Origin of the sequence: Streptomyces kunmingensis (genome assembly GCF_039533535.1) — a bacterium.
GTDB lineage: Bacteria > Actinomycetota > Actinomycetes > Streptomycetales > Streptomycetaceae > Streptomyces > Streptomyces kunmingensis.
The window spans coordinates 33408-52258 of sequence record NZ_BAAATS010000045.1 but is presented as its reverse complement, the minus strand read 5'-3'; the positions used below and the strand labels follow the sequence as shown (position 1 = coordinate 52258).

Annotated in this window: 15 protein-coding genes; 6 read left to right on the top strand and 9 right to left on the bottom strand. The window is 72.3% G+C overall.

Annotated elements, in window-relative coordinates; translation table 11 throughout:
- Positions 1-74: 74 nt before the first annotated feature.
- Both ABD366_RS39110 and ABD366_RS39105 read left to right on the top strand, forming a co-directional pair.
- Positions 75-1193 carry an FAD-dependent oxidoreductase gene (locus ABD366_RS39110; protein WP_324768550.1) on the top strand — a complete coding sequence of 373 codons (1119 nt, stop codon included), beginning with the start codon at positions 75-77 and terminating at the stop codon, positions 1191-1193.
- A 142-nt stretch (positions 1194-1335) separates the two neighbouring features.
- On the top strand, positions 1336-2703 hold the full coding sequence (locus ABD366_RS39105; protein ID WP_324768549.1) for a COG1361 family protein: 1368 nt from the start codon (positions 1336-1338) through the stop codon (positions 2701-2703).
- A 45-nt stretch (positions 2704-2748) separates the two neighbouring features.
- On the opposite strand, the gene ABD366_RS39100 is transcribed toward ABD366_RS39105, so the two are convergent.
- Positions 2749-3495, bottom strand: a complete 747-nt coding sequence (locus ABD366_RS39100) for a GbsR/MarR family transcriptional regulator (protein WP_324768547.1) — start codon at positions 3493-3495, stop codon at positions 2749-2751.
- A 273-nt stretch (positions 3496-3768) separates the two neighbouring features.
- On the opposite strand from ABD366_RS39100, the gene ABD366_RS39095 reads away from it, so the two are divergent.
- The 3 genes from ABD366_RS39095 to ABD366_RS39085 are packed head-to-tail and all read left to right on the top strand — an operon-like array spanning position 3769 to position 6240.
- On the top strand, positions 3769-4437 hold the full coding sequence (locus ABD366_RS39095; protein ID WP_324768545.1) for a DUF4097 family beta strand repeat-containing protein: 669 nt from the start codon (positions 3769-3771) through the stop codon (positions 4435-4437).
- A 46-nt stretch (positions 4438-4483) separates the two neighbouring features.
- Positions 4484-5467 carry an ATP-binding cassette domain-containing protein gene (locus ABD366_RS39090; protein WP_324768543.1) on the top strand — a complete coding sequence of 328 codons (984 nt, stop codon included), beginning with the start codon at positions 4484-4486 and terminating at the stop codon, positions 5465-5467.
- Entirely contained in the window at positions 5464-6240 is a 777-nt protein-coding gene (locus ABD366_RS39085) for an ABC transporter permease (RefSeq protein WP_324768542.1), read from the top strand. The genes ABD366_RS39090 and ABD366_RS39085 overlap by 4 nt, the downstream gene beginning before the upstream one ends.
- Before the next feature lie 81 nt (positions 6241-6321).
- Here the strand turns inward: ABD366_RS39085 and ABD366_RS39080 are convergent, their stop codons facing one another.
- The 7 genes from ABD366_RS39080 to ABD366_RS39050 all read right to left on the bottom strand — a co-directional run bounded on the left by ABD366_RS39080 (position 6322) and on the right by ABD366_RS39050 (position 15687).
- Positions 6322-6897, bottom strand: coding sequence for a transcriptional regulator (locus ABD366_RS39080; RefSeq protein WP_324768540.1), 576 nt, complete (start codon positions 6895-6897; stop codon positions 6322-6324).
- Positions 6898-8655, bottom strand: coding sequence for a helix-turn-helix domain-containing protein (locus ABD366_RS39075; protein ID WP_344443384.1), 1758 nt, complete (start codon positions 8653-8655; stop codon positions 6898-6900).
- Complete coding sequence (locus tag ABD366_RS39070) at positions 8652-8897, bottom strand: hypothetical protein (RefSeq protein ID WP_324767981.1); 246 nt, start codon at positions 8895-8897, stop codon at positions 8652-8654. The genes ABD366_RS39075 and ABD366_RS39070 overlap by 4 nt, the downstream gene beginning before the upstream one ends.
- Positions 8898-9067: 170 nt before the next feature.
- The gene (locus ABD366_RS39065; protein WP_324767982.1) at positions 9068-9493 is read right to left on the bottom strand and encodes an XRE family transcriptional regulator; all 426 of its coding nucleotides are present in this window, start codon (positions 9491-9493) and stop codon (positions 9068-9070) included.
- 564 nt (positions 9494-10057) lie between these two features.
- Positions 10058-10750 carry an RES family NAD+ phosphorylase gene (locus ABD366_RS39060; protein WP_324767983.1) on the bottom strand — a complete coding sequence of 231 codons (693 nt, stop codon included), beginning with the start codon at positions 10748-10750 and terminating at the stop codon, positions 10058-10060.
- A gap of 277 nt (positions 10751-11027) precedes the next feature.
- A complete protein-coding gene (locus ABD366_RS39055) occupies positions 11028-13385 on the bottom strand; it encodes a hypothetical protein (RefSeq protein ID WP_324767985.1) in 2358 nt (785 codons plus the stop codon).
- Positions 13386-13530: 145 nt separating this feature from the next.
- The gene (locus ABD366_RS39050; protein WP_324767986.1) at positions 13531-15687 is read right to left on the bottom strand and encodes a hypothetical protein; all 2157 of its coding nucleotides are present in this window, start codon (positions 15685-15687) and stop codon (positions 13531-13533) included.
- A gap of 86 nt (positions 15688-15773) precedes the next feature.
- On the opposite strand from ABD366_RS39050, the gene ABD366_RS39045 reads away from it, so the two are divergent.
- Positions 15774-17192 carry an esterase/lipase family protein gene (locus ABD366_RS39045; protein WP_324767987.1) on the top strand — a complete coding sequence of 473 codons (1419 nt, stop codon included), beginning with the start codon at positions 15774-15776 and terminating at the stop codon, positions 17190-17192.
- Here the strand turns inward: ABD366_RS39045 and mhpA are convergent.
- A complete protein-coding gene (gene mhpA, locus ABD366_RS39040) occupies positions 17189-18781 on the bottom strand; it encodes a bifunctional 3-(3-hydroxy-phenyl)propionate/3-hydroxycinnamic acid hydroxylase MhpA (RefSeq protein WP_324767989.1) in 1593 nt (530 codons plus the stop codon). The genes ABD366_RS39045 and mhpA overlap by 4 nt on opposite strands.
- Positions 18782-18851: the final 70 nt, after the last annotated feature.

Below are 18851 nucleotides of genomic sequence, written 5' to 3'. Positions count from 1 at the left end.
GGAGCGCCGTTCCAACACTGGTAGAACCGAATGGAACGCCGTACCAATGTGGTACCGGCAAGGGAGTGATCCTCATGAACACCCACGTCACGATCATCGGTGCCGGACTCGGCGGCCTCGTGCTCGCCCGCGTCCTGCACGTGCACGGCATCCCGTCCACGGTCTACGAGGCGGAGGCCTCCGCCACGGCCCGGGCGCAGGGCGGGATGCTCGACATCCACGAGGAGAACGGGCAGGCGGCGTTGCTGGACGCGGGCCTGACAGAGGAGTTCCGCGGCCTCGTCCTGGAGGGCCACGAGGCGGCCAGGCTCCTCGCCCCGGACGGGACCGTGCTGTTCGAGGACGACGAGGAGCGCGGCCGGCCGGAGGTGCAGCGCGGGGCGCTGCGGCAGATCCTGCTCGACTCGCTGCCGGCCGGCGCCGTCCGGTGGGGGCACAAGGTCGCGGGCGTCCGCGCCTTGGGCGACGGCCGCCACGAGGTGACCTTCGCCGACGGCACCACCGTGAACACGAGCCTGCTGGTCGGCGCGGACGGCGCCTGGTCACGCGTGCGGCCGCTGCTCTCGGACGCGGTCCCCGCCTACACCGGCCGGTCGTTCGTCGAGACCTACCTGTACGACGCCGACACCCGGCACCCGGCCGTCGCGAAGGCGGTCGGCGGCGGGTCGATGTTCGCGCTGGCGCCGGGCAAGGGGATCCAGGCCCACCGGGAGAGCGGCGGGACCCTGCACACATATGTGGCGCTCACGGAGTCGCCCGAATGGTTCGCCGGCATCGATTTCACCGACGGCGCGGCGGCCGCCGCGCGGATCGCCGAGGAGTTCGCCGGCTGGGCGCCGGAGCTCACCGCGCTGATCACCGACGGCGAGAGCGCGCCGGTCCTGCGCACGCTGCACGCCCTGCCCGTCGACCACCGCTGGGACCGGGTGGCGGGGGTGACCCTGATCGGCGACGCCGCCCACCTCGCGGCGCCGAACGGCGAGGGCGCCAACCTGGCCATGTACGACGGCGCCGAACTCGCCAAGGCGATCGCCGCGCACCCCGACGACATCGAGGCCGCGCTCACCGGGTTCGAGCAGGCCATGTTCCCGCGCAGCGCGGCGGCCGCCGCCGACGGGGACGAGCTGCACGCGCTGATGTTCGGCGACGACACTCCGCAGGGGTTGCTCGCGATGTTCACCGGGGGCGAATAGGCCTCCGAGCAGGCCGCCGAGCAGGCCGCCGAGGCGTGGCCGAAAATCCGGGCGTCGGGGGTCCCCTGTCATGTGATGATCCTTCCGGCGCGCCGGAGTTGTTGGTGCGTCAGTCGCTTTATCGCACCCTTGGGGGGTAGCAATGAGACTGTTCTCTGCTGGACGCCCGGTACGTCTCAGATCCGGCGCCGCCGTGGCGGTGGCGGCCGGTCTGCTGACCGCCGGCCTCGCCGCGCCCGCGGTCGCCGACGACGAGCCGCAGAACGACCAGTTGTGGATCAACAAGCCGTACGAGCGGACGCTGCCGCTCGGCACCGACGGCGGCCGGCCGCAGTCCCGGACCCTCGGCGTCGGCCTCTCCCACGACAACGACACCTTCACGGTGACCGACGGCAGGCTCGCCGTCGACGTCTCGGGCCTCACCGGGGTCGCCGAGGTGACCTGGCCCGACAACTGCGCGCCCAGCGGCACGAGCGCGGTGTGCGACATCCCCGTGGTGCCCACGATGGGCGGCGACTACGAGGACCAGGTGTTCCTGACGGTGCGCGCGGCCGACGGCGCCGAAGCGGGCGCCCAGGGCAGGATCACCTACGAGGCGACGGCCACCGGCGGGCCCGACGGCACGCTCACCGCACCGCACGAGAGCTTCGAGACCACGCTCACCGTCGGCGCCGGACCCGACCTCGCCATCGCCCCGGTCGCCGACGTCGAGGACGCCCGGCCCGGCGACGAGCGGACGATCCCGTTCGAGGTCACCAACAACGGCAACGAGAGCGCGAACGGATTCACGGTCCAGCTGAACGCCTCGTACGGCCTGACGGATCTGACCCGGTACGACGCCTGCGCCTACACGACGACGGACGGCGTGGACTACGCACCGTCGAACATGGCGCTCTGCACGTTCGACCAGGTGCTGGCGCCGGGCGACTCCTTCGAGCTGCCCGAGCCGCTGACGGTGCGGCTCGCCCCGCACGCGCTGAACGAGCGGCTGGACATCGATGTCGAGCCGGGCGGCGGCGCCCAGGACATCGACTCCGAGAACGACTACACAGCCATCCAGATCGGTGCGCGGAACACCGCGGACTACTCCGTGACCGGTGACGCCGTCGCCGGTGCGGCGGGCGAGACGGTCACGGCCGAGCTCACGTTCAAGAACAACGGCCCGGCCTGGTTCGGCAACCTCGGCTCCGGCGACGCGGTCGCCGACGTCCGGCTGATCGTGCCGGAGGGCAGCACGGTCACCGGCGTGCCGTCCGGCTGCATCCCGCACACCCTCACCGGCACCTACTACCCGCAGCGGACGGGCGCCCCGCGCTACGACTGCAAGCTGCCGTACTGGGTCCTCGAGGACACCCGGCGCACGTTCGCGTTCTCCGTGCGCGTCGACACCGTGGTGCCCGGCGCGACCGGTGCCGTGAGCATCCACCCGCCGTTCGGCGAGTTCGGTGAGCGTCCCTTCGACTTCGACCCGGACCTCACGAACAACACGGCGGTCCTGGCCGTCAACTGACCGGCCCGGGACGGCCGGCGGCGGGCTTCTCGCCGAACTGCCGCACTACTCGGTATCGCCCCCGACAGATGTCGGGGGCGTTGCCGGTTGGGCGTGGAGGACGTCGCGGGCCTGGTCGGCGGCGCGGGTGATGCTTTCGGAGACGAAGTCGAGGAAGCGGGCCATGTTCTCCAGGCGCACGGCGGCGGGGGTGCCGAAACCGAGGGGGGTGACGCCCTCGCGCGCGGTGGCGGCGAGCTGGGCGGTCGACTCGGCGCTGGCGATCACCGACTGGTACATGACGTCGTTGTCGACGACGTAGCGCTCGCGGCGGCGCTCGTCGCGCTCCCGGCGGACCAGACCCTGGCTCTCCAGGAACGCGATCGACTTGGAGACGGACGCCGGGCTGACCTGGAGGTGCTGGACGAGCTCGGCCGCGGTGAGGCTGCCCTCGTCGGTGATGTAGAGGCAGGCGAGGACCCGGGACGTCATCCTGGGTGCGCCCGAGGCCATCATGACGGTGGTGAACACCTCCTCGTACTCGCGCACCGCCTGGGGGTCGCGTCCGTAGGGCAGCGAGGTGGTCCCCGGCCCGCGGGGCGCGGACTGCCTGCGCCGGTGGGCGCGGTGCTCGGTGGCGCGATGGGCGATCTCGGCGCGGTAGGCGGTGGGGCCGCCGTTGCGCATGACCTCGCGCGTGATCGTCGAGGTGGGGCGGTCGAGGCGGCGGGCGATCTCCGCATAGGGGTGCCCGTCGGCCAGCCCCAGCGCGATCTGCTGACGCTCCTGCTGGGTGAGCCTGCCTCCCGGCATCGCGGTCTCCTTAGTGCCTTGCAGAGCCTGTCTTGGCGGTCCCGGGCTACCCGGTGGACCCAGCATAGCGTTTACCGACACTTCATTGCAACGTGCGACGGGCGGTTCGTTGCGTTACGTTGTACCCCATTGCAACAAAATTGGCGCTTTGAGCTGCGAGTACTGCATTTTGATGCAACAAGCTTGTTGCCGACATCGTGAATGCAACGTAGCGTTTCTCTCATCAGAAACGGCGGGCCGCAGGGGCGCGCTTCGCAGCTGGAGGAGAGCACAATGCAGAAGTTCGACACCGCCGCCCCGGTCTCCGTCGTCCTCGACATCCCCGCCGGCAGCATCCGGTTCATCGCCGCCGACCGGGCCGACACCACGGTCGAGGTCCTGCCCGCCAACGCCTCCAAGAGCCGCGACGTGAAGGCCGCAGAGCAGGTCGGCGTCGGGTACGCCGACGGTGTCCTGCGGATCGAGGCCGCACCGGCGAAGAACCGGCTCCTCGGCTCCTCCGGTTCCGTCGAGGTCACCGTCCAGCTGCCGTCCGACTCCCGGGTCGAGGCGAAGGCCGCCGCCGCCGAACTGCGCGGCGTGGGACGCCTCGGTGACGTCGCCTTCGACGGCGGCCACGGCCTGGTCAAGATCGACGAGGCCGCGAGCGTCCGCCTCAACGGCCTCGACGCCGACATCACGGTCGGCCGGCTGAACGGCTCCGGCGAGATCAGCACGATGAAGGGCAACCTCAACATCACCCAGGCCGTCGCCGGCACGCTCGCCCTGACCACGCAGATGGGCAACATCACCGTCGGCGCGGCCCCCGGCGTCTCCGCCTCGCTCGACGCCGGCACCACCTACGGCCGGATCAACAACTCGCTGAAGAACAGCGACGGCACGCCCGGCCTGGTCATCAAGGCCACCGCCACCCAGGGCGACATCACCGCCCGCAGCGTCTGACCCCCGCACGCCCAGCTCTCGACCCAGCTCTGAAGGAGCACTCCCCATGACGAACCCGGCCATCGTGGCGAACGGGCTGCGCAAGTCCTACGGCGACAAAGTCGTGCTGGACGGCATCGACCTGAGCGTCCCCGAAGGGACGATCTTCTCCCTGCTCGGCCCGAACGGCGCGGGCAAGACCACCGCCGTCAAGATCCTCTCCACGCTCATCACCGCCGACGCGGGCTCCGGCTCCCTCCACGTAGCCGGCCACGATCTGACCACCGAGGCACAGGCGGCCCGCGCGGCGATCGGTGTCACCGGGCAGTTCTCCGCCGTCGACGGACTGATCACCGGCGAGGAGAACATGCTCCTCATGGCCGACCTGCACCACCTGTCCAAGAGCGAGGGCAAGCGCGTCGCCGCCGAACTCCTGGAGCGGTTCGACCTGGTGGAGGCCGCGAAGAAGCCCGCGTCCACCTACTCCGGCGGTATGAAGCGCCGCCTGGACATCGCCATGACCCTGGTCGGCAGCCCGCGGATCATCTTCCTCGACGAGCCGACCACCGGCCTCGACCCGCGCAGCCGCCACAACATGTGGGGCATCATCCGCGAGCTGGTCACCGACGGCGTCACCGTCTTCCTCACCACCCAGTACCTGGAGGAGGCCGACGAACTCGCCGACCGCATCGCGGTGCTGAACGACGGCAGGATCGCCGCCGAAGGCACCGCCGAGGAGCTCAAGCGGATCGTCCCCGGCGGACACGTCCGGCTGCGCTTCTCCGACCCGGCCGCCTACCAGAACGCCGTGGGCTCGCTCAGCAAGGCCACCGCCCTCGACGACGACGCGCTGTCGCTGCAGATCCCCAGCGACGGCAGCCAGCGCGACCTGCGCGCCGTACTCGACCAGTTGGACGCCGCCGGCATCGAGGCCGACGAACTCACCGTGCACACGCCCGATCTCGACGACGTGTTCTTCGCCCTGACCGACAGCACCACCGCGACCGCCGGCGCCACCGTCCCCGCCCAGCCCAAGGAGACCGTCCGATGAGCTCTCTCTCCCTCGCCGTGCGCGACTCGTCCACGATGCTGCGCCGCAACCTCCTGCACGCGCGCCGCTACCCCTCGCTCACCCTGAACCTGCTGCTCACGCCGGTCATGCTGCTCCTGCTGTTCGTCTACATCTTCGGCGACACCATGAGCGGCGGCGCGGGCCGCACCGCGTACATCGCCTACATCGTGCCCGGCATCCTGCTCATGACCATCGGCTCCACCGTCATCGGTACCGCGGTCTCGGTCTCGACCGACATGAGCGAAGGCATCATCGCCCGCTTCCGGACCATGGCGATCCACCGCAGCTCCATCCTGTTCGGGCACGTCGTCGGCAGCGTCCTGCAGACCATCCTCAGCGTGGTCCTCGTCGGCGCCGTCGGGGTCGCCATGGGCTTCCGCTCCACCGACGCCAACGTCCTGGAGTGGCTGGCCGCCCTCGGCCTGCTCGCCTTCTTCGCCCTGGCCATGACCTGGATCGCGGTCGGCATGGGCCTCGGCAGCCCCAACGCCGAAGCCGCCAGCAACAACGCGATGCCGCTGATCCTGCTGCCCCTCATCTCCAGCGCCTTCGTCCCGCTGCACTCGATGCCCGGCTGGTTCCAGCCGATCGCCGAGTACCAGCCCTTCACCCCGGCCATCGAGACCCTGCGCGGCCTGCTCCTGGGCACCGAGATCGGCAACAACTGGTGGATCGCCCTCCTGTGGTGCGCCGGCCTCACCGTCCTCGGTTACCGCTGGTCCAAGGCACAGTTCAACGCCGACCCCAAGTAGGCGACGTGACACGCCGGAGGCGGCGTACCCCGACATCCATGTCGGAGTACGCCGCCTCAGTGCTTTCTCGAAGCCAGGCCCTCAGGCCGCGAAGCCGATGTTCGTCACGTACTCGTACTCGCCCCACTGCGAGCCGAGATCGATGACCGCGTCGTTGATCCACGCGTCGTCGAGGGCCCTCGTGTCGTCCGCGGCCCAGGCGTCGACGATGCGGTCCCACTGGCGGACGTTGAGCGTGCGGTAGTCGACCACGCGCTGGAGGGGGCGCGGGACCTGGGACTGGTTGAGCGGGTGGAACTCGACGCGGGTGCCGCGGCCCCGGCGGTTGAGGCGGGCCAGCAGGTGCCGGGAGACGTTGGCGCGGCGGACCGTGCGGTAGGCGGCCTCGATGCGGTCCAGGTTCTTCGCCGTCGGGGTGCGCCGACCCTCGAGCCAGGCCTTCAGGGTGCGGTCGGTGACGGTGAGGCCCGCCTGGCGCGCGGCGGCCTTCGCGTGGTCGGTGCGGGTCAGGTAGTGCAGGCGGGCCAGCAGGCCGCGGCGCTGGGTGACGGGCGTGGCGATGAACCCGGCGAGCCGGTCGAGCTGACGGGCGACCGCCTCGTGCCCCTTGATGCCCTGGGCACCGAACTTCCCGAACTCCTTGTTCCTCTCCGGCACTTACTCGTCCTCCGTACGCGTCGTCTCGTCGTCGTCCTCGGCGGTGCCGGCGGTGTAGACGTCCTTCACCTTCACCTCGGTGACACCTCGTCCCTCGGGAAAGACACGGCGCCAGTCGCCGATGAGGTGGAGCTCGTCGGTACCCATCGCGCGGACGACGGTGAGGCCCTCGTCGTACGCCTTGAGCGCCTTCATCCAGAGGTTGGCGAAGGCCTGGGAGCGCACGAGGTGCATCCAGTCCGGGCGGTACAGCTCCCGGTTGTAGTTCGACTCCCCCATCGTCGAGACGAACTTGGAGTACATCGCCTTCACATACTCCAGGGTGACGTCGTCCTCTTCGGCGAGCGCCGTGTCGCGGGCGTCCTTGAGGGCGATCCGGAACTTCTCCAGCAGGTTCTCCGTCGCGCCCGAGGTGTACGACTCGTGGATCTCGGGCGGGTCGCACAGGCCGTGCTTGGGCCCCGATACGCGTTGCAGGAGGCGCAGGGTGGGTTCGGTGACCCACAGCGGGCCCGGCTCGTCGCGCTGCCCGAGCGGGTTGGGCAGGACGTCGTCGTGGTCCCAGGGGGCGGGGGTGATCAGGTGGACACCGGCGCGGCGGCGGTCGTGGTCGAAGCCGGTGGAGTGTTCCAGCTGGCCGATGGGGAGATGCGTCTTCAGGGCGGAGAGGTAGGCGCCGTTGATGTCGAGGGCGGTCACCTCGTGCTCGCCGGGCGGGAGTCCGGACCGGGTCCACTTGGGCCGGGCCTCCCAGATCTGGTCGGCGCCGCGCGAGGTCTGCTTCTTGAGGATGTCCGGCATCCAGGGGTGCGCGATCACGTCGTAGCGGGCGCCCTTGCGGGTCTCGTCAAGAAGCGCCATCGCGTCCGGGATCGCCCGCTTGACGAGCGCCGCGGTCGCGGCCTCCACGTCCCCTTCGTGCGCGGCGAGCGCGGCCTGGACGGCCTGCCCGATGAGATCACCCGGCTCGTTCGACGGCTGGAACGCGCGCCGGGTGGGCGGCTTGGGCGGCTTGGCCCGCTTCGGGGCATGGGGGGCGGGGGCGGCCGGGGCGGGGGCTGCGGTCGCGGGGGCGGCAGCCTCGGGACCGGGAGCCTCGGAGCCCGGAGCCTCGGCGCTCAGAACCTCGGCGCCCGGAGCCTCGGGCGCCCGGCCGCACTCCGCCGGGTCGAGGTGCTGGGTGAACCCGGCCACGCGCTGGGCCGCCGGCTGCCCGCACAGAACGCAGGGCTCGGGCACGGCCAGGATCTCGACGTCGTCGTCAGCCTGGGGGGCGGCGGCAGTCGCGGCGGTTCCGGAGGGGCCGGGGAGCGCGGTGGCCGCACTCGCGGAAGCGGGAGCTTCAGCGGCCACGCTCGCCGGGGCGACCCCGCCCGCAGCGACGCTGTCGGGGGCGCCGGGGGCATCGCTGCCGGCCGTCGCGCTGTCAGGGGTGCTGCCGGCAGCAGCGCTTTTCGCAGTTGCGGCTTCACCCGTAGCGGCGGCGCTCTCCGCAGCCGTCCTCTCCGCCGCGGCGGCGGCAAGCTTGGTGGCGAGCCCGTCCAAGAAGTACGCGTACTTCTTGCGGATGGAGCCGGCCGGGTCGCGGCCCGTTTCCCAGCCGGTGAGCGTGGACGGGCTGACGCCCAGCGCCCGAGCGACCTGCGCCTTCGTGAGGCGGGCCTGTTCGCGCAGGTCGCGGCGGACATCGGGCTCGGGGAGCGCGGCCTCGGGGGCGACCGAGTCGAGCAGCGAGTCGATGGCGTCGAAATCACTCATGAACCGGTCGCCTTCCGCTTGGCCCGGCGACGCTCCGCCAGGGCCGGGGTGACAGTCTCCTTCACCCGCTGCTCGCCCCACCCCGTGAGGCGCGCGGCGCGCCCGATCCGGCCGTGCGGCGGGCGGCCGGTCACCGGGTCGCGGGACAGATAGCCGCGCAGGGCCTCGGCGACCCGCTCCTCGGCGGCCTGCAAGGCGGCCACCGCCTCCGCGAGTTCGCGCTCGTCGTCCCTGTCCGTCACGCCCGCATTGTCGAAAGTTCTGCGACGGAAGTCAATTCACGGACGGTCTACGAATTACGGAGTCGCGGGGGCTGCGCACACCCCGGCAAGGGGACCGACGCCGGACAGCCGTCCCCGCCCCGGAGAGGGGGCGGGAACGGCTGTCGGGCGAACGTGGTGCGCCGTACGGTTCAGGACTCGGCCGGGACCGTCCCGGCCGCGCTGTCGGTGGCCTCGACGTAGGCGCGCGCGGCGACCATGACGTCACGGGCACGGTCGTCGGCGATACACAGGGCCGGGGCCATGTCCTCCAGTTGCGGGTTCATGCCGATCATCCACGCGCGGGCCGTATATACGGACTCCGCGGCCTGGATGAGGTGGAAGATCTGGATCGCGTCGATCAGCCGGGCCTCGGCCTCGGGCCGGGGCCGGCTGGTGCCGGCGGCCCAGCGGCCCACCTGCTTGGCGTCGTTGATCCCGGCCATCCGCGCGGTGAGGCGCTGCCCGAGATTGTCCTGGAGGAATCGCGCTATGTCGGCGATGGGAGTACTGACGGCAGCGCTGTGGGCCCGGAGGGCGGCGGTCGCGCTACGGGGCTTGCTCTTGGTCGGAGGCATGCAGGTCTCCCTCGCTGACCCGGGGGGCGTCACCGTGGGAACCAGGGGGTGAGTGCACGCCGGGAGACGGGTGGTAAGGCTCGACGGCGCTGCGCTTCGAGTGAGGTGCGGGCCGACGAGATGGGAACGCTTCGAAAGTGACTACGCGCCCGCGGGGAAGCGTGACCGCTGCGGGGCTCGGCAGGGCCGCTCGTACGGCGGCCGGCAGGCATGGAGGGCCGTGCGGGCACGGCGGCGGACCCTCGCGATGGCCGCGTGGACTGCCCCCTGTACTGCTTCATGACGCCCTCCTTCCATAGTCTGTAACCAAAAGCGTACCCACGGTGGTAGGTCAACTCCACCTGTCGGCGACGACTTTGAGGTGGCGTCATATGCCGTGCCAACCGCTCGAAACCGCCGTCCCAGCCGCCCTCACCTGCGGCTTCCCCGGCTCTCCGAGCACTTTCGGCCATCTGCGCCGCCACCATATTTGGCTGCTTTCCATCGCCTCAAGGCACCTTTTCAGGTGGGGTTCCGGTGTGTTGCGGGTGGGTTTTCGGGGTGATCGGGGTGGGGAAAGGGGGGTCAGAACATCTGGAGGCCGTACTCGTGGGCGACCGTGCGCAGGGGAACCGACTCGGGGAAGACGTAGGTCGACTCCAGCCGTTCGACGGTGGTGTTGTCGAAGACCGCCCAGCACTGGCGCATGCCGAAACGGGACTTGTAGGCGATCCCGTGGATGCTCGGGGTCCCCTGGGAGGTGCGCTGGGCGTGGGCCCAGCGGGCGATGGCCCGGGTGAGGCGGCGGTGGAAGCCCTGGGTGTGCTCGCGGGTGAGCTCGGGCAGGGTGACGCCCAGCTCCTCGAGCCGGGGTTCGAGCAGGGCGGTGAGCGCTTTGAGGGTGGTGTCGTCGTCGACGTCGAGAAAGCGGCTCTCCTTGGCGGGTTCTAATCGCAGCAGGGTGTGTTTGGCACTCCAGTCCCGCACCATTTTCCCCGGTCCGACGAAGTACGGCTCGTGCCAGTCGCCGTCGACGAGCTCGCGCATGTCGGGGTGGACGCGGAAGGGGGCGAGGGCCTCGGCGAAGCAGCCGTCCTGCTGGGAGGCGCAGTAGAGGGTGCCGTACGTGCTGGCGCTCCAGGCGTTGCCCGCCGTGCTCTGCTCGTCGGCGGGCGCGAGGGTGTCGTAGCTGAGCGGATCAGGGGTTTTACCCAGTCGCCAGACGCCCTCGGCGGGAGCCGGTATCAGTCTGACGTCGGCTGCTGGGCTGGAGGTCATGGCTTTCGGCTCCGGTCGTCGTCCGCTCAGTCCCTCTGAACGGGGCGGCCCGCCGGTTCCGGCCGGCGGGCTTGGGGTGGTCTGCTGTGCCGCGTGTCCTGACCAGGGGAAGGACAGGGGACAGTTGATCAATTGTGGTGGCCGGACTGCCGGGACGCGAGTCACTTGCGAGACATCCCGGGGGCGCACGAGGCATTCCGGGGGGCGCATAGACCGCAAGCATGTGTCGGGCCGGGCGTCCGTTCCGGTCCTGGTCCTACGGTTCCAGCCGGGCCTCTCAGCCCGCCAGGGCCGGGTGGGCCAGGTCCAGGCTGGTCAGGGCCGTTCCCGCGGGTCCCGCCAGGGTGAGGTCGACGGTCGCGGTGCCGGGGTGGGGCGTGGCGTCGAGCCAGGTCAGCGGGGTCGCCGTCGCCACGGTGAGCAGGGGCCTGCACGTGGCCGCGTCCCACAGCCGGACGATGCCGTCGCGGGAGGCGCTGACGACGTAGGTGCGGCGTTCGGCCGTGAACGTGGCGACGGCGTGCACCGGGGCGTGATGGCCCGTCAGACGCGGGCCGATGGGCTGCGTGGTCGCCAGGTCCCACAGCCGGATGTCCGCCTGGTCGCCGGCGGTGACGAGGAACGGCGGGAGGCCGTCGGCAGGTTCGGTGTTGAGGGCGAGCGCGTGGAGGATGCCCTGGTCGCAGTGGATCCGGTCGGCGCTGTCGTCGGGTGTGGCGGGGTCCCACAGGCGGACCACGCCCTCGGTGCCGGCGGAGGCGAGCCAGGGCCGGCCGTCGCCCGTGCAGGCGGCGGCGAGCGCCTTGACGCTCATCGTGTGGCCGTCCCAGGTGCGCAGCCCGGTGGCGGTGTGCAGGTCCCACAGGCGGACGCGGTAGTCGTCCGAAGCCGTCAGGAGCAGGGCCAGGGCGCCGTCCGCGCTCGCGCAGGCGGCTAGGAGGCGGGTGGGGGCGCCGCAGTCCAGGGGCGTCAGGGGCGGCAGGCCGGGCGCCGCCGGGTCCCAGCCGCTGACGGTGCCGGTGGTGTCGGCGGACAGGAGCAGGTGCTGGGCGGCGCGGCGGGCCCAGGTCAGTGCGAGTACGGGTTCCGGGCCGGTCAGCGCGGTGGTCGTCCGGCCGGTGCGGGTGGCGGTCAGCCGGACGGTGGTGTCGTGGGCCGTCGCGATGAGCGGGCCGCTGTCGCTGTGCCACAGCGCGGTGCCGGACGCGCGGCGCGGGGCGGGGGTGTGCCCCGCGGTGAGCCGGACCCCGATGTCGGCCGCGGTCCACAGGCGCAGGGTGGCGTCGGCGGCGCCCGACAGGAGTGCGCCGGGGCGGTCCGGGCTCTCGGGCAGCGCGGCGAGTGCGGTGACGGTGTCGGTGTGGCCGCGCAGTTCGGCCACGGTGTCGGTGGCGGGCTCCCACAGGGTGACGGTGCGGCCGCGGGCGGCGGCGAGCACCGTGCTTTCGGCGTCGTCGTCCAGGGCGAGCAGGCACAGGTCCTTGACGGGCTCCCCGTGGCCGGGCGCGGTGGCGGGCAATTGTCCCCCGGTGGCGGACCAGGAGGTGATGCTGCCGTCCGCGTGCCCGCAGTAGAAGAGGCCGGGCTCGGCCCCTGCGGTGACCGTGCGGGCGGGCGTGGGCAGGGGGTGCACGGCGCGGACCGTGCCGTCGAGGCGGTGCACGGTCAGGTCGCGTGCGGCGTGGACGAGGACGCGTTCGCCGTCGGTGTCGACGAGCGTGGCGAGGGCGCCGCGCAGCACGGCGGGTGCGGTGGCGAGGGTCCGCGGGGGCGCGGGCGGGGCCCAACCGGTCAGCTCGCTGCGCCCGTTGACCGACCGGACGGTGAGGTCGCCCCGGTCGTCGAAGCAGCACAGGGCGTCGTCGAACCAGGTGGAGTCGGTGTGGCAGCCGAGCGCGGCGTGCCGGTGCGCGTCCCACAGCCGTACGGTGCCGTCGGTACTGGCGGTCACCAGGTACTGCCGCTGGTCGGGGCCCGGCTGGCTGAGGTGCACGGAGCGGATCTCGCCGGTGTGCGCGGCGAGTGGCGTGCCGATGGGGTGGGCGGTGGCGGCGTCGAGGAACTCCAGGGTGCCGGTGGTGGTGGCTACGGCGACCTGGAGGCCGCGGCGCGGATGGTCCAGGGTGAGCAGCCGGGTGGGTGTGGCGGGGAGCGTGGCCCAGATGTTCGCGGACAGCCGCCAGTTGGCGAAGTGGACGGTGAGCGGGCTGTCGGCGGGCGGCGCCGCCTCGGGCGGCATCCGGGTGCGCGGTGTGTCCGGGTAGGTGAGGGCGGTGTGGGCGAGGTGCAGGCTGGCCATCCGGGACGGCAGCGGCGCCTCGCGCAGGTAGGGCTCTATGGCGGACCAGGCCGTCAGCCAGTGCCGGGGGCCGCCGGCCGGGGTGTGGTGGAGCAGCGCGCGGATGCCGCCGCCGGTGTCCCAGGCGAGCGCCTGCGGCGGGACCCGCGCGTCGTCCAGGACGTGCCCGAGCGCGGCGTGCCGGGCCAGGTGCCTGCGGGCGTACGGGGGCGGGGGCCGCTCCTGCTCTGTGCTCAGCGCGGCGAGCTGCGCGGCGATCCGGGCGTGCACGGCCGCCTCCCCGTCACCGTCGTCCTGCAACTCGTGGCCGCGGGCGGTGTCGCTCTGCTCCGTCACGGGGTGCCCTCCAGGACGGGCCGCGCGGTGATGGCGCACGAAGTGCGCATCACAGGGGCGCGGGGAACTGCGCGACCAGCCCCCATGGGACCCGTGGACGGCACCGCACCCCGCGGGAGCGCGTCGGCGGTGTCGGGGTGGCGGGTCACAGCGGGCTCCTTCCGGTGGTGGGCCACTGGCGCAGGATCTGGGCCAGTTGTTCGTGGGCCGGGCGGTAGACCACGCGGTCGTCCTCGTGGTCAGTGGTGAGATACCCGGCCAGGCGGCTCTTCAGCAGCTGACGGATCTTCTCGTCGGGGTCGCGCAGGGGCGCTTGGAGCACGGCGTGGGTCAGTGCGGGCCACACGTCCCCCCACGCGACCCCGCGCCCCAGCGCGAACGCGCTCGCCCGCAGCAGGCCGACGGCCTCCGTGGCGGTGAGGCCGCTGCCCGCGGCGACCGCGAGTTCGATGTCGGTGCGCAGGAGCCCGGTGATGCCCTCGCCGACCCGGTCCAGCCAGCCCCGGTCGGCGAGCAGGGCCGGGCCCGCGGCCCTCAGTTGCTCGACGGCGAGGCGGGCGTGCAGGAAGGAGCCGGCGGCGCGGACGCCGACGACGTCCGCGGCCCGGGCGACGGTCGCGGGACTCCACCGCTCCTGGTCGCGCAGCAGGACGCGGACGTAGGCGTGGATGTCCTGGCCGGGGTCGGCGTCGCAGCGCACGGTGCCGGCGTGGGGGAAGCGGTCGGCGAGTTCGGTGAGCAGGTCGTCCGCGCCGGGCGGGGCGGCGCCGTGGTGCGCGGTGGGGCGTGCGCTGCGTACGCCGAGGAGCAGCCGGACCCGGCGGCGCCGGGCGGCGGGCCCGCCCGCGGCGGGCGCGGGCACGCCGCCGGATGCCTGGCCCTCGGGCCGGGTGGCGGTGACGAACGGGGCCAGGGCGGTGGTGATGAAGTGCGTCGGGTCGTACGCCTCGTCGAGGCTGTCCACGACGACCGTGACCGGCGGTCCGGGGCGGGCCAGGAACTCCTCCAACGCGCTCTGCCAGTCGCCGAGTTCGTCGCCCTCGGCGGGGGGAGGGCAGCCGAGTGCGTGCCCGAGTTGGCGCAGCGCGGTCAGTGCGGTGTGGTTGCGGGCGGAGACGGCGGCGCTGACGGCGCCGGGCGGCGGGATCGTCTCGGGCGGCCCGTCGAGGGCGGTCTTGTAGCGCTCCTCGCTCCGGAAGAGGGGGTCGCTGAGCGTCACCATGCGGCCGAGCAGCGCGGACTTGCCCGTGCCCGCGCTACCGGTGACGATCATGGTGCCGCGGGGGCGCTGGATGAAGTCGACGAGCAGCCGGTTGAGGTTGGTGCGCCCGGAGAAGTACCAGCCGCCGTCGGCCTTGTCGAGGCGGCCGCTGGCCTTCTCCAGCCAGTACTCCAGCTCGTCGAAGGTCGCCGCGACATCGCTGACCTCGGCCTTGGCGACGCGCGGCGCGGGCTCGTAGCCGGGGTTGGGCAGCGCGCGGGACCGCTCGTGCTGCCACTGCGTCAGGAGCGGCTGGGGGATGTTGACGCGGGCGTGGGCGCGGCGGGCGCCGCGGCGCATGGGCCGTTCGTCCTCCAGGAGCTTCGCGGCGCGGTTGAGCAGCTGCGTGAACTCGCTCATCGTCAGATGGGGGTGGGCGATCTGCTCGCTGGTGGTGGCCAGCAGATGGGCGCGGGAGAGCACCCGGGCCAGCTCCAGGCCGAGCACCTGGCGGCCCCGCTCGGTGGTCGCGAGCACGTTCAGACGGGCCTCTTCCCTGCGGGCGGGCGCCAAGTCGTCCTGGAGAGAGACGAGTTCGCTCTGTACGGCCGCGGACTCGCACATGTTGAGGATGACCAGGACGTCCTGGGCGCGGGAGTCCAGGGCCGCGTAGGCGAGGGCGGAGGTGGGGACGGCGGTGGCGAGGAGGCGTTCGTCGGTGGTGTCCGGCAGCCGCAGGTAGTGCCGGGTGGATCTGGCGGCGAGGCCGTGCGCGCTGACGAAGAGGACGAGCGGCGTCGTGGATTCGGCGGCGCGCAGGCCGCTTCTCTCCAGGTACGCCTCGACCTCGTGCCGCGTCGACAGCGGTGTGCCGTCCGGGTTCTCGGACAGCCGCCAGCCGAACTCGCCGCCGCCGCGCGGCCACCACAGCTCCAGCGCGGCCAGCTGCTGTTCGAGCGCGTCGTCGAAGCCCGGGTCGCCGTCGGGGACGACCAGTCCGACCAGCAGTCCGCGTGGTCCCGCGTCCAGCGGCCCGTGCGGCCACTGCAGTGCGTCCGGTTCGGCAGCAACAGCCACAACCGGCCCCCGTTGCTTGCTCATCTTGCCTATTGTTCCCGTCCATGAGCTCCCAGCGACAGGTCTTATCGTCCCGACCCGACTCAGGAGAGCGAGAGCTGTCCCCCCATGTGACGCAGGACGCGGTCGTCATCGTTCCCGGGATCATGGGCAGTGAGCTGCGCTCCACCGTCACCGGCGACGTCCTGTGGGGTCTTTCGGGGGCGCGCTGGCTGCTGCGGGCGTGGACGCGGCGCGACGGTCTGGCCCAGTTGCATCTCACCGAGGACGAACTCGCCGGCGGGAGCGGCCGGGTCGAGGCCACGCAGTTGCTGCGCCACGGCACCTGGACACCGTATCTGCGCGGTCAGGAGCCCTACACCGATCTGCTCGACACGGTCCTGGACTACGTCGCCTCCCCTGCCGCCGTGCTGCCCTTCCCCTACGACTGGCGCCTGCCGGTCGCCACGAACGGGAAGCTGCTCGCCGCGCGGGCCCGCGAACATCTCACCGCCTGGCGCGAGCACCCCTCGCATCTGGCCGCGCTGCGCCACCGCGTCGACCAGCGCCCGGCCCGCCTCGTCTTCATCGCCCACTCGATGGGCGGTCTGGTCACGCGCAGCGCCCTGGACGGCACGCACTTCGACGACCTGGCGGCGGACACCCGTACGGTCATCACGCTCGGCACGCCGTTCTACGGTTCCGTGAAGGCCACCGTCATCCTCAACAGCGGGCGCGGCGCCCCGGTCCCCCTCCCCCACGCCAAGCTGCGGGCCCTGTGCGCGAACATGCCCGGGCTGCACGATCTGCTGCCGCTGTACCGCTGTCTGCGCGCCGACGACGACGTGCGCCGCCTCGACGCCGGTGACATCACCGCGCTCGGCGGCCACCCCGAACTGGCCCGCGACTCCCTGGCCTTCCACGCCCGCCAGCAGGGTGTGGCGCTGCCCGACCACCGCACGGTGGTCGGCACCCGCCAGCCCACCTGGCAGAGCCTGTCCCTGACGTCCGGCCAGGTCACGGCGTACGAGGACGGCCCCCGCCAGAACAGCGACGGCACGCTCATCCGCGACCCCCACGACCGCGTCCGGTACTTCGCGACGCACGGCGACGGCACGGTCTACCGCGACGCCGCCGCCCTGTCCGGGCACGTCTCCACGGTCCCCGTCCAGCACGGTGATCTCGCCCGCGCCGACAGCGCCCTCGACGCGGTCGCCGACATCCTCCTGGAGGACCTGCCGACCGGCCCTCCGCTGGGCGAGCCGGGCTGCGGTCTCACGGTCCCGGACCTGGCCGAGGCGGGTGTCCCCTGGGAGGCGACCGTCTCCGACATCGACTCCGTGCAGGGCCTGACCTGCACCGTCACCGACACCGAGACGGGCGCGGAACACCGGATCCCGCTGCGCATGCAGGACGGCCGCCCCACGGCCACGGTCACCACGGACGCGCCGGGGCTCTACCGGGTCGAGCTGCACACGTACGACCGGTACACGATCAGTCAGCTGGTGCTGGTCGGGGAACCCGGGGCGCCGGTCGAGGCGGAGAGCTAGAGCCCCAGGTCCTGGAAGACCGCGGCGTCGGCCCCTGTCGCCGCCAGCAGGCCGGTCAGGAGCCGGGTCGTCTCGCCGGGGGTGCGGGCGGCGCCGTAGACGTGGAAGTCGGGACGGACCAGCGCTGCCCGGGCCCCCACTTCCTCCGTCAGCCAGGCGGTGTAGGTGCCGTCGACGTCGACCTCGGGGGTGAGGTGGACGACCGAGCCGCCCAGCGCGCCCAGCCGTTCGGCGAGACCCGGCTCCACCAGGGTGCGGGGGTCCTCCAGCGTGAGGAGGACGAGATCGTTCCCGCACAGCTCGCCGCCGTCCGCACGGTTGGAGCGTGCCTGCGGGACGATCCGGCTGTCCGCTCCGGTGAACAGGCCGTCGGCGGCGGGCTGGAAGAGACCGGCCTTCACGGCCTCCTCCCCGGGACGTGCGAACGCCTCCGGATCACGCGAAGGCGCGTCGTCCGAGCCGCGTGCGGCGAGCAGGGCGCTGTCCCGGTAGCCGGCGACGGCCGGGTCGACCGTACCGATGAGTTCACCCAGGTTCACCGACATGTCGATGGTCCGCTGGGCGTCGGGGCGGCGCTCGGCCTCGTACGTGGCGAGCAGCTCCTGCCCGGCCGAACCGGCGAGCACCAGATGCAGTTTCCACGCCAGGTTCGCCACGTCCCGGATGCCGGTGCACATGCCCTGCCCGGCGTGCGGGGGCATCACATGGGCGGCGTCGCCGGCGAGGAAGACCCGGCCGGAGTCGCCGGACCGCCAGCGGTCGGCATTGCGGCCCAGGCAGGTGTAGGCGACGTACCGCTGGAGCGTCGCGTTGCCGCGGTCGATCCCGAAGTGGGTCAGCAGCCGCCAGGCGTTCTCCACGGTGTCGAAGTCCTCGAAGGACTGGCCGGGCGGACGCAGGAACTCCCAGCGGCTGTGGCGCGGTCCGGCCGAGAGGTCGACGCGGGGCTGGGCCGGGTCAGCGACCTGCACGTTCTGGGAGGGGAACGCCTCGGGGTCGTGCGGCATGACATCGCACGCCATCCAGTCGGCGGCGTAGTCGGAGGCGGAGACCGTGACGCCCAGGTGCTCGCGGACGAAGCTGTTGGCGCCGTCGCAGCCGACCAGCCAGCGTGCGGCGAGTACCTCGTCTCCGGCGGCCGCACGGACGGTGAGCCGCACCGAGTCGTCCTCCTCGGTCAGGCCGACCGCCTCGTAGCCGCGCAGCACCCGCAGGTTGCGCAGTTGGGATCCGCGCCCGACCAGCGCGGACTCCAGGCCGGGCTGGTAGAAGGAGGTCGCCTCGGGCCAGCGGTACCGGTCGTCCTGGTTCAGCTCGAAGTGCATCAGGGTCCGCCCGTCGCCGTTGACGACGACGTAGTCCTTGGTCGGCTCGCTGACCGGGGCGAGCGCGTCGGCGACGCCGATCGTGCCGAGGATGCGGCCGACATGCCGGTCGAAGGAGACCGCCCTGGGCAGGTTGTAGGGATCGACGTACTTCTCGACCACGGTCACCCGCCAGCCGCGCTGGGCGAGCAGAATCGACAGCACCTGCCCCACGGGGCCGTAGCCGACTACAAGAACATCCGCGTCCGCTGCGTCTCTATTCACGGCCCGACCGTAAGTCAGCGGGGCGACGGCGGTCCGGGTCCCCCGACGGGTCAAGGACAAGACCCAGAAT

Excerpts from the sequence above, each read along its gene's own strand:
- ABD366_RS39110 (WP_324768550.1), top strand. The coding sequence starts at position 75 with ATGAACACCCACGTCACGATCATCGGTGCCGGACTCGGCGGCCTCGTG.
- ABD366_RS39105 (WP_324768549.1), top strand. The coding sequence starts at position 1,336 with ATGAGACTGTTCTCTGCTGGACGCCCGGTACGTCTCAGATCCGGCGCC.
- ABD366_RS39100 (WP_324768547.1), bottom strand. The coding sequence starts at position 3,495 with ATGCCGGGAGGCAGGCTCACCCAGCAGGAGCGTCAGCAGATCGCGCTG.
- ABD366_RS39095 (WP_324768545.1), top strand. The coding sequence starts at position 3,769 with ATGCAGAAGTTCGACACCGCCGCCCCGGTCTCCGTCGTCCTCGACATC.
- ABD366_RS39090 (WP_324768543.1), top strand. The coding sequence starts at position 4,484 with ATGACGAACCCGGCCATCGTGGCGAACGGGCTGCGCAAGTCCTACGGC.
- ABD366_RS39085 (WP_324768542.1), top strand. The coding sequence starts at position 5,464 with ATGAGCTCTCTCTCCCTCGCCGTGCGCGACTCGTCCACGATGCTGCGC.
- ABD366_RS39075 (WP_344443384.1), bottom strand. The coding sequence starts at position 8,655 with ATGAGTGATTTCGACGCCATCGACTCGCTGCTCGACTCGGTCGCCCCC.
- ABD366_RS39065 (WP_324767982.1), bottom strand. The coding sequence starts at position 9,493 with ATGCCTCCGACCAAGAGCAAGCCCCGTAGCGCGACCGCCGCCCTCCGG.
- ABD366_RS39060 (WP_324767983.1), bottom strand. The coding sequence starts at position 10,750 with ATGACCTCCAGCCCAGCAGCCGACGTCAGACTGATACCGGCTCCCGCC.
- ABD366_RS39050 (WP_324767986.1), bottom strand. The coding sequence starts at position 15,687 with ATGAGCAAGCAACGGGGGCCGGTTGTGGCTGTTGCTGCCGAACCGGAC.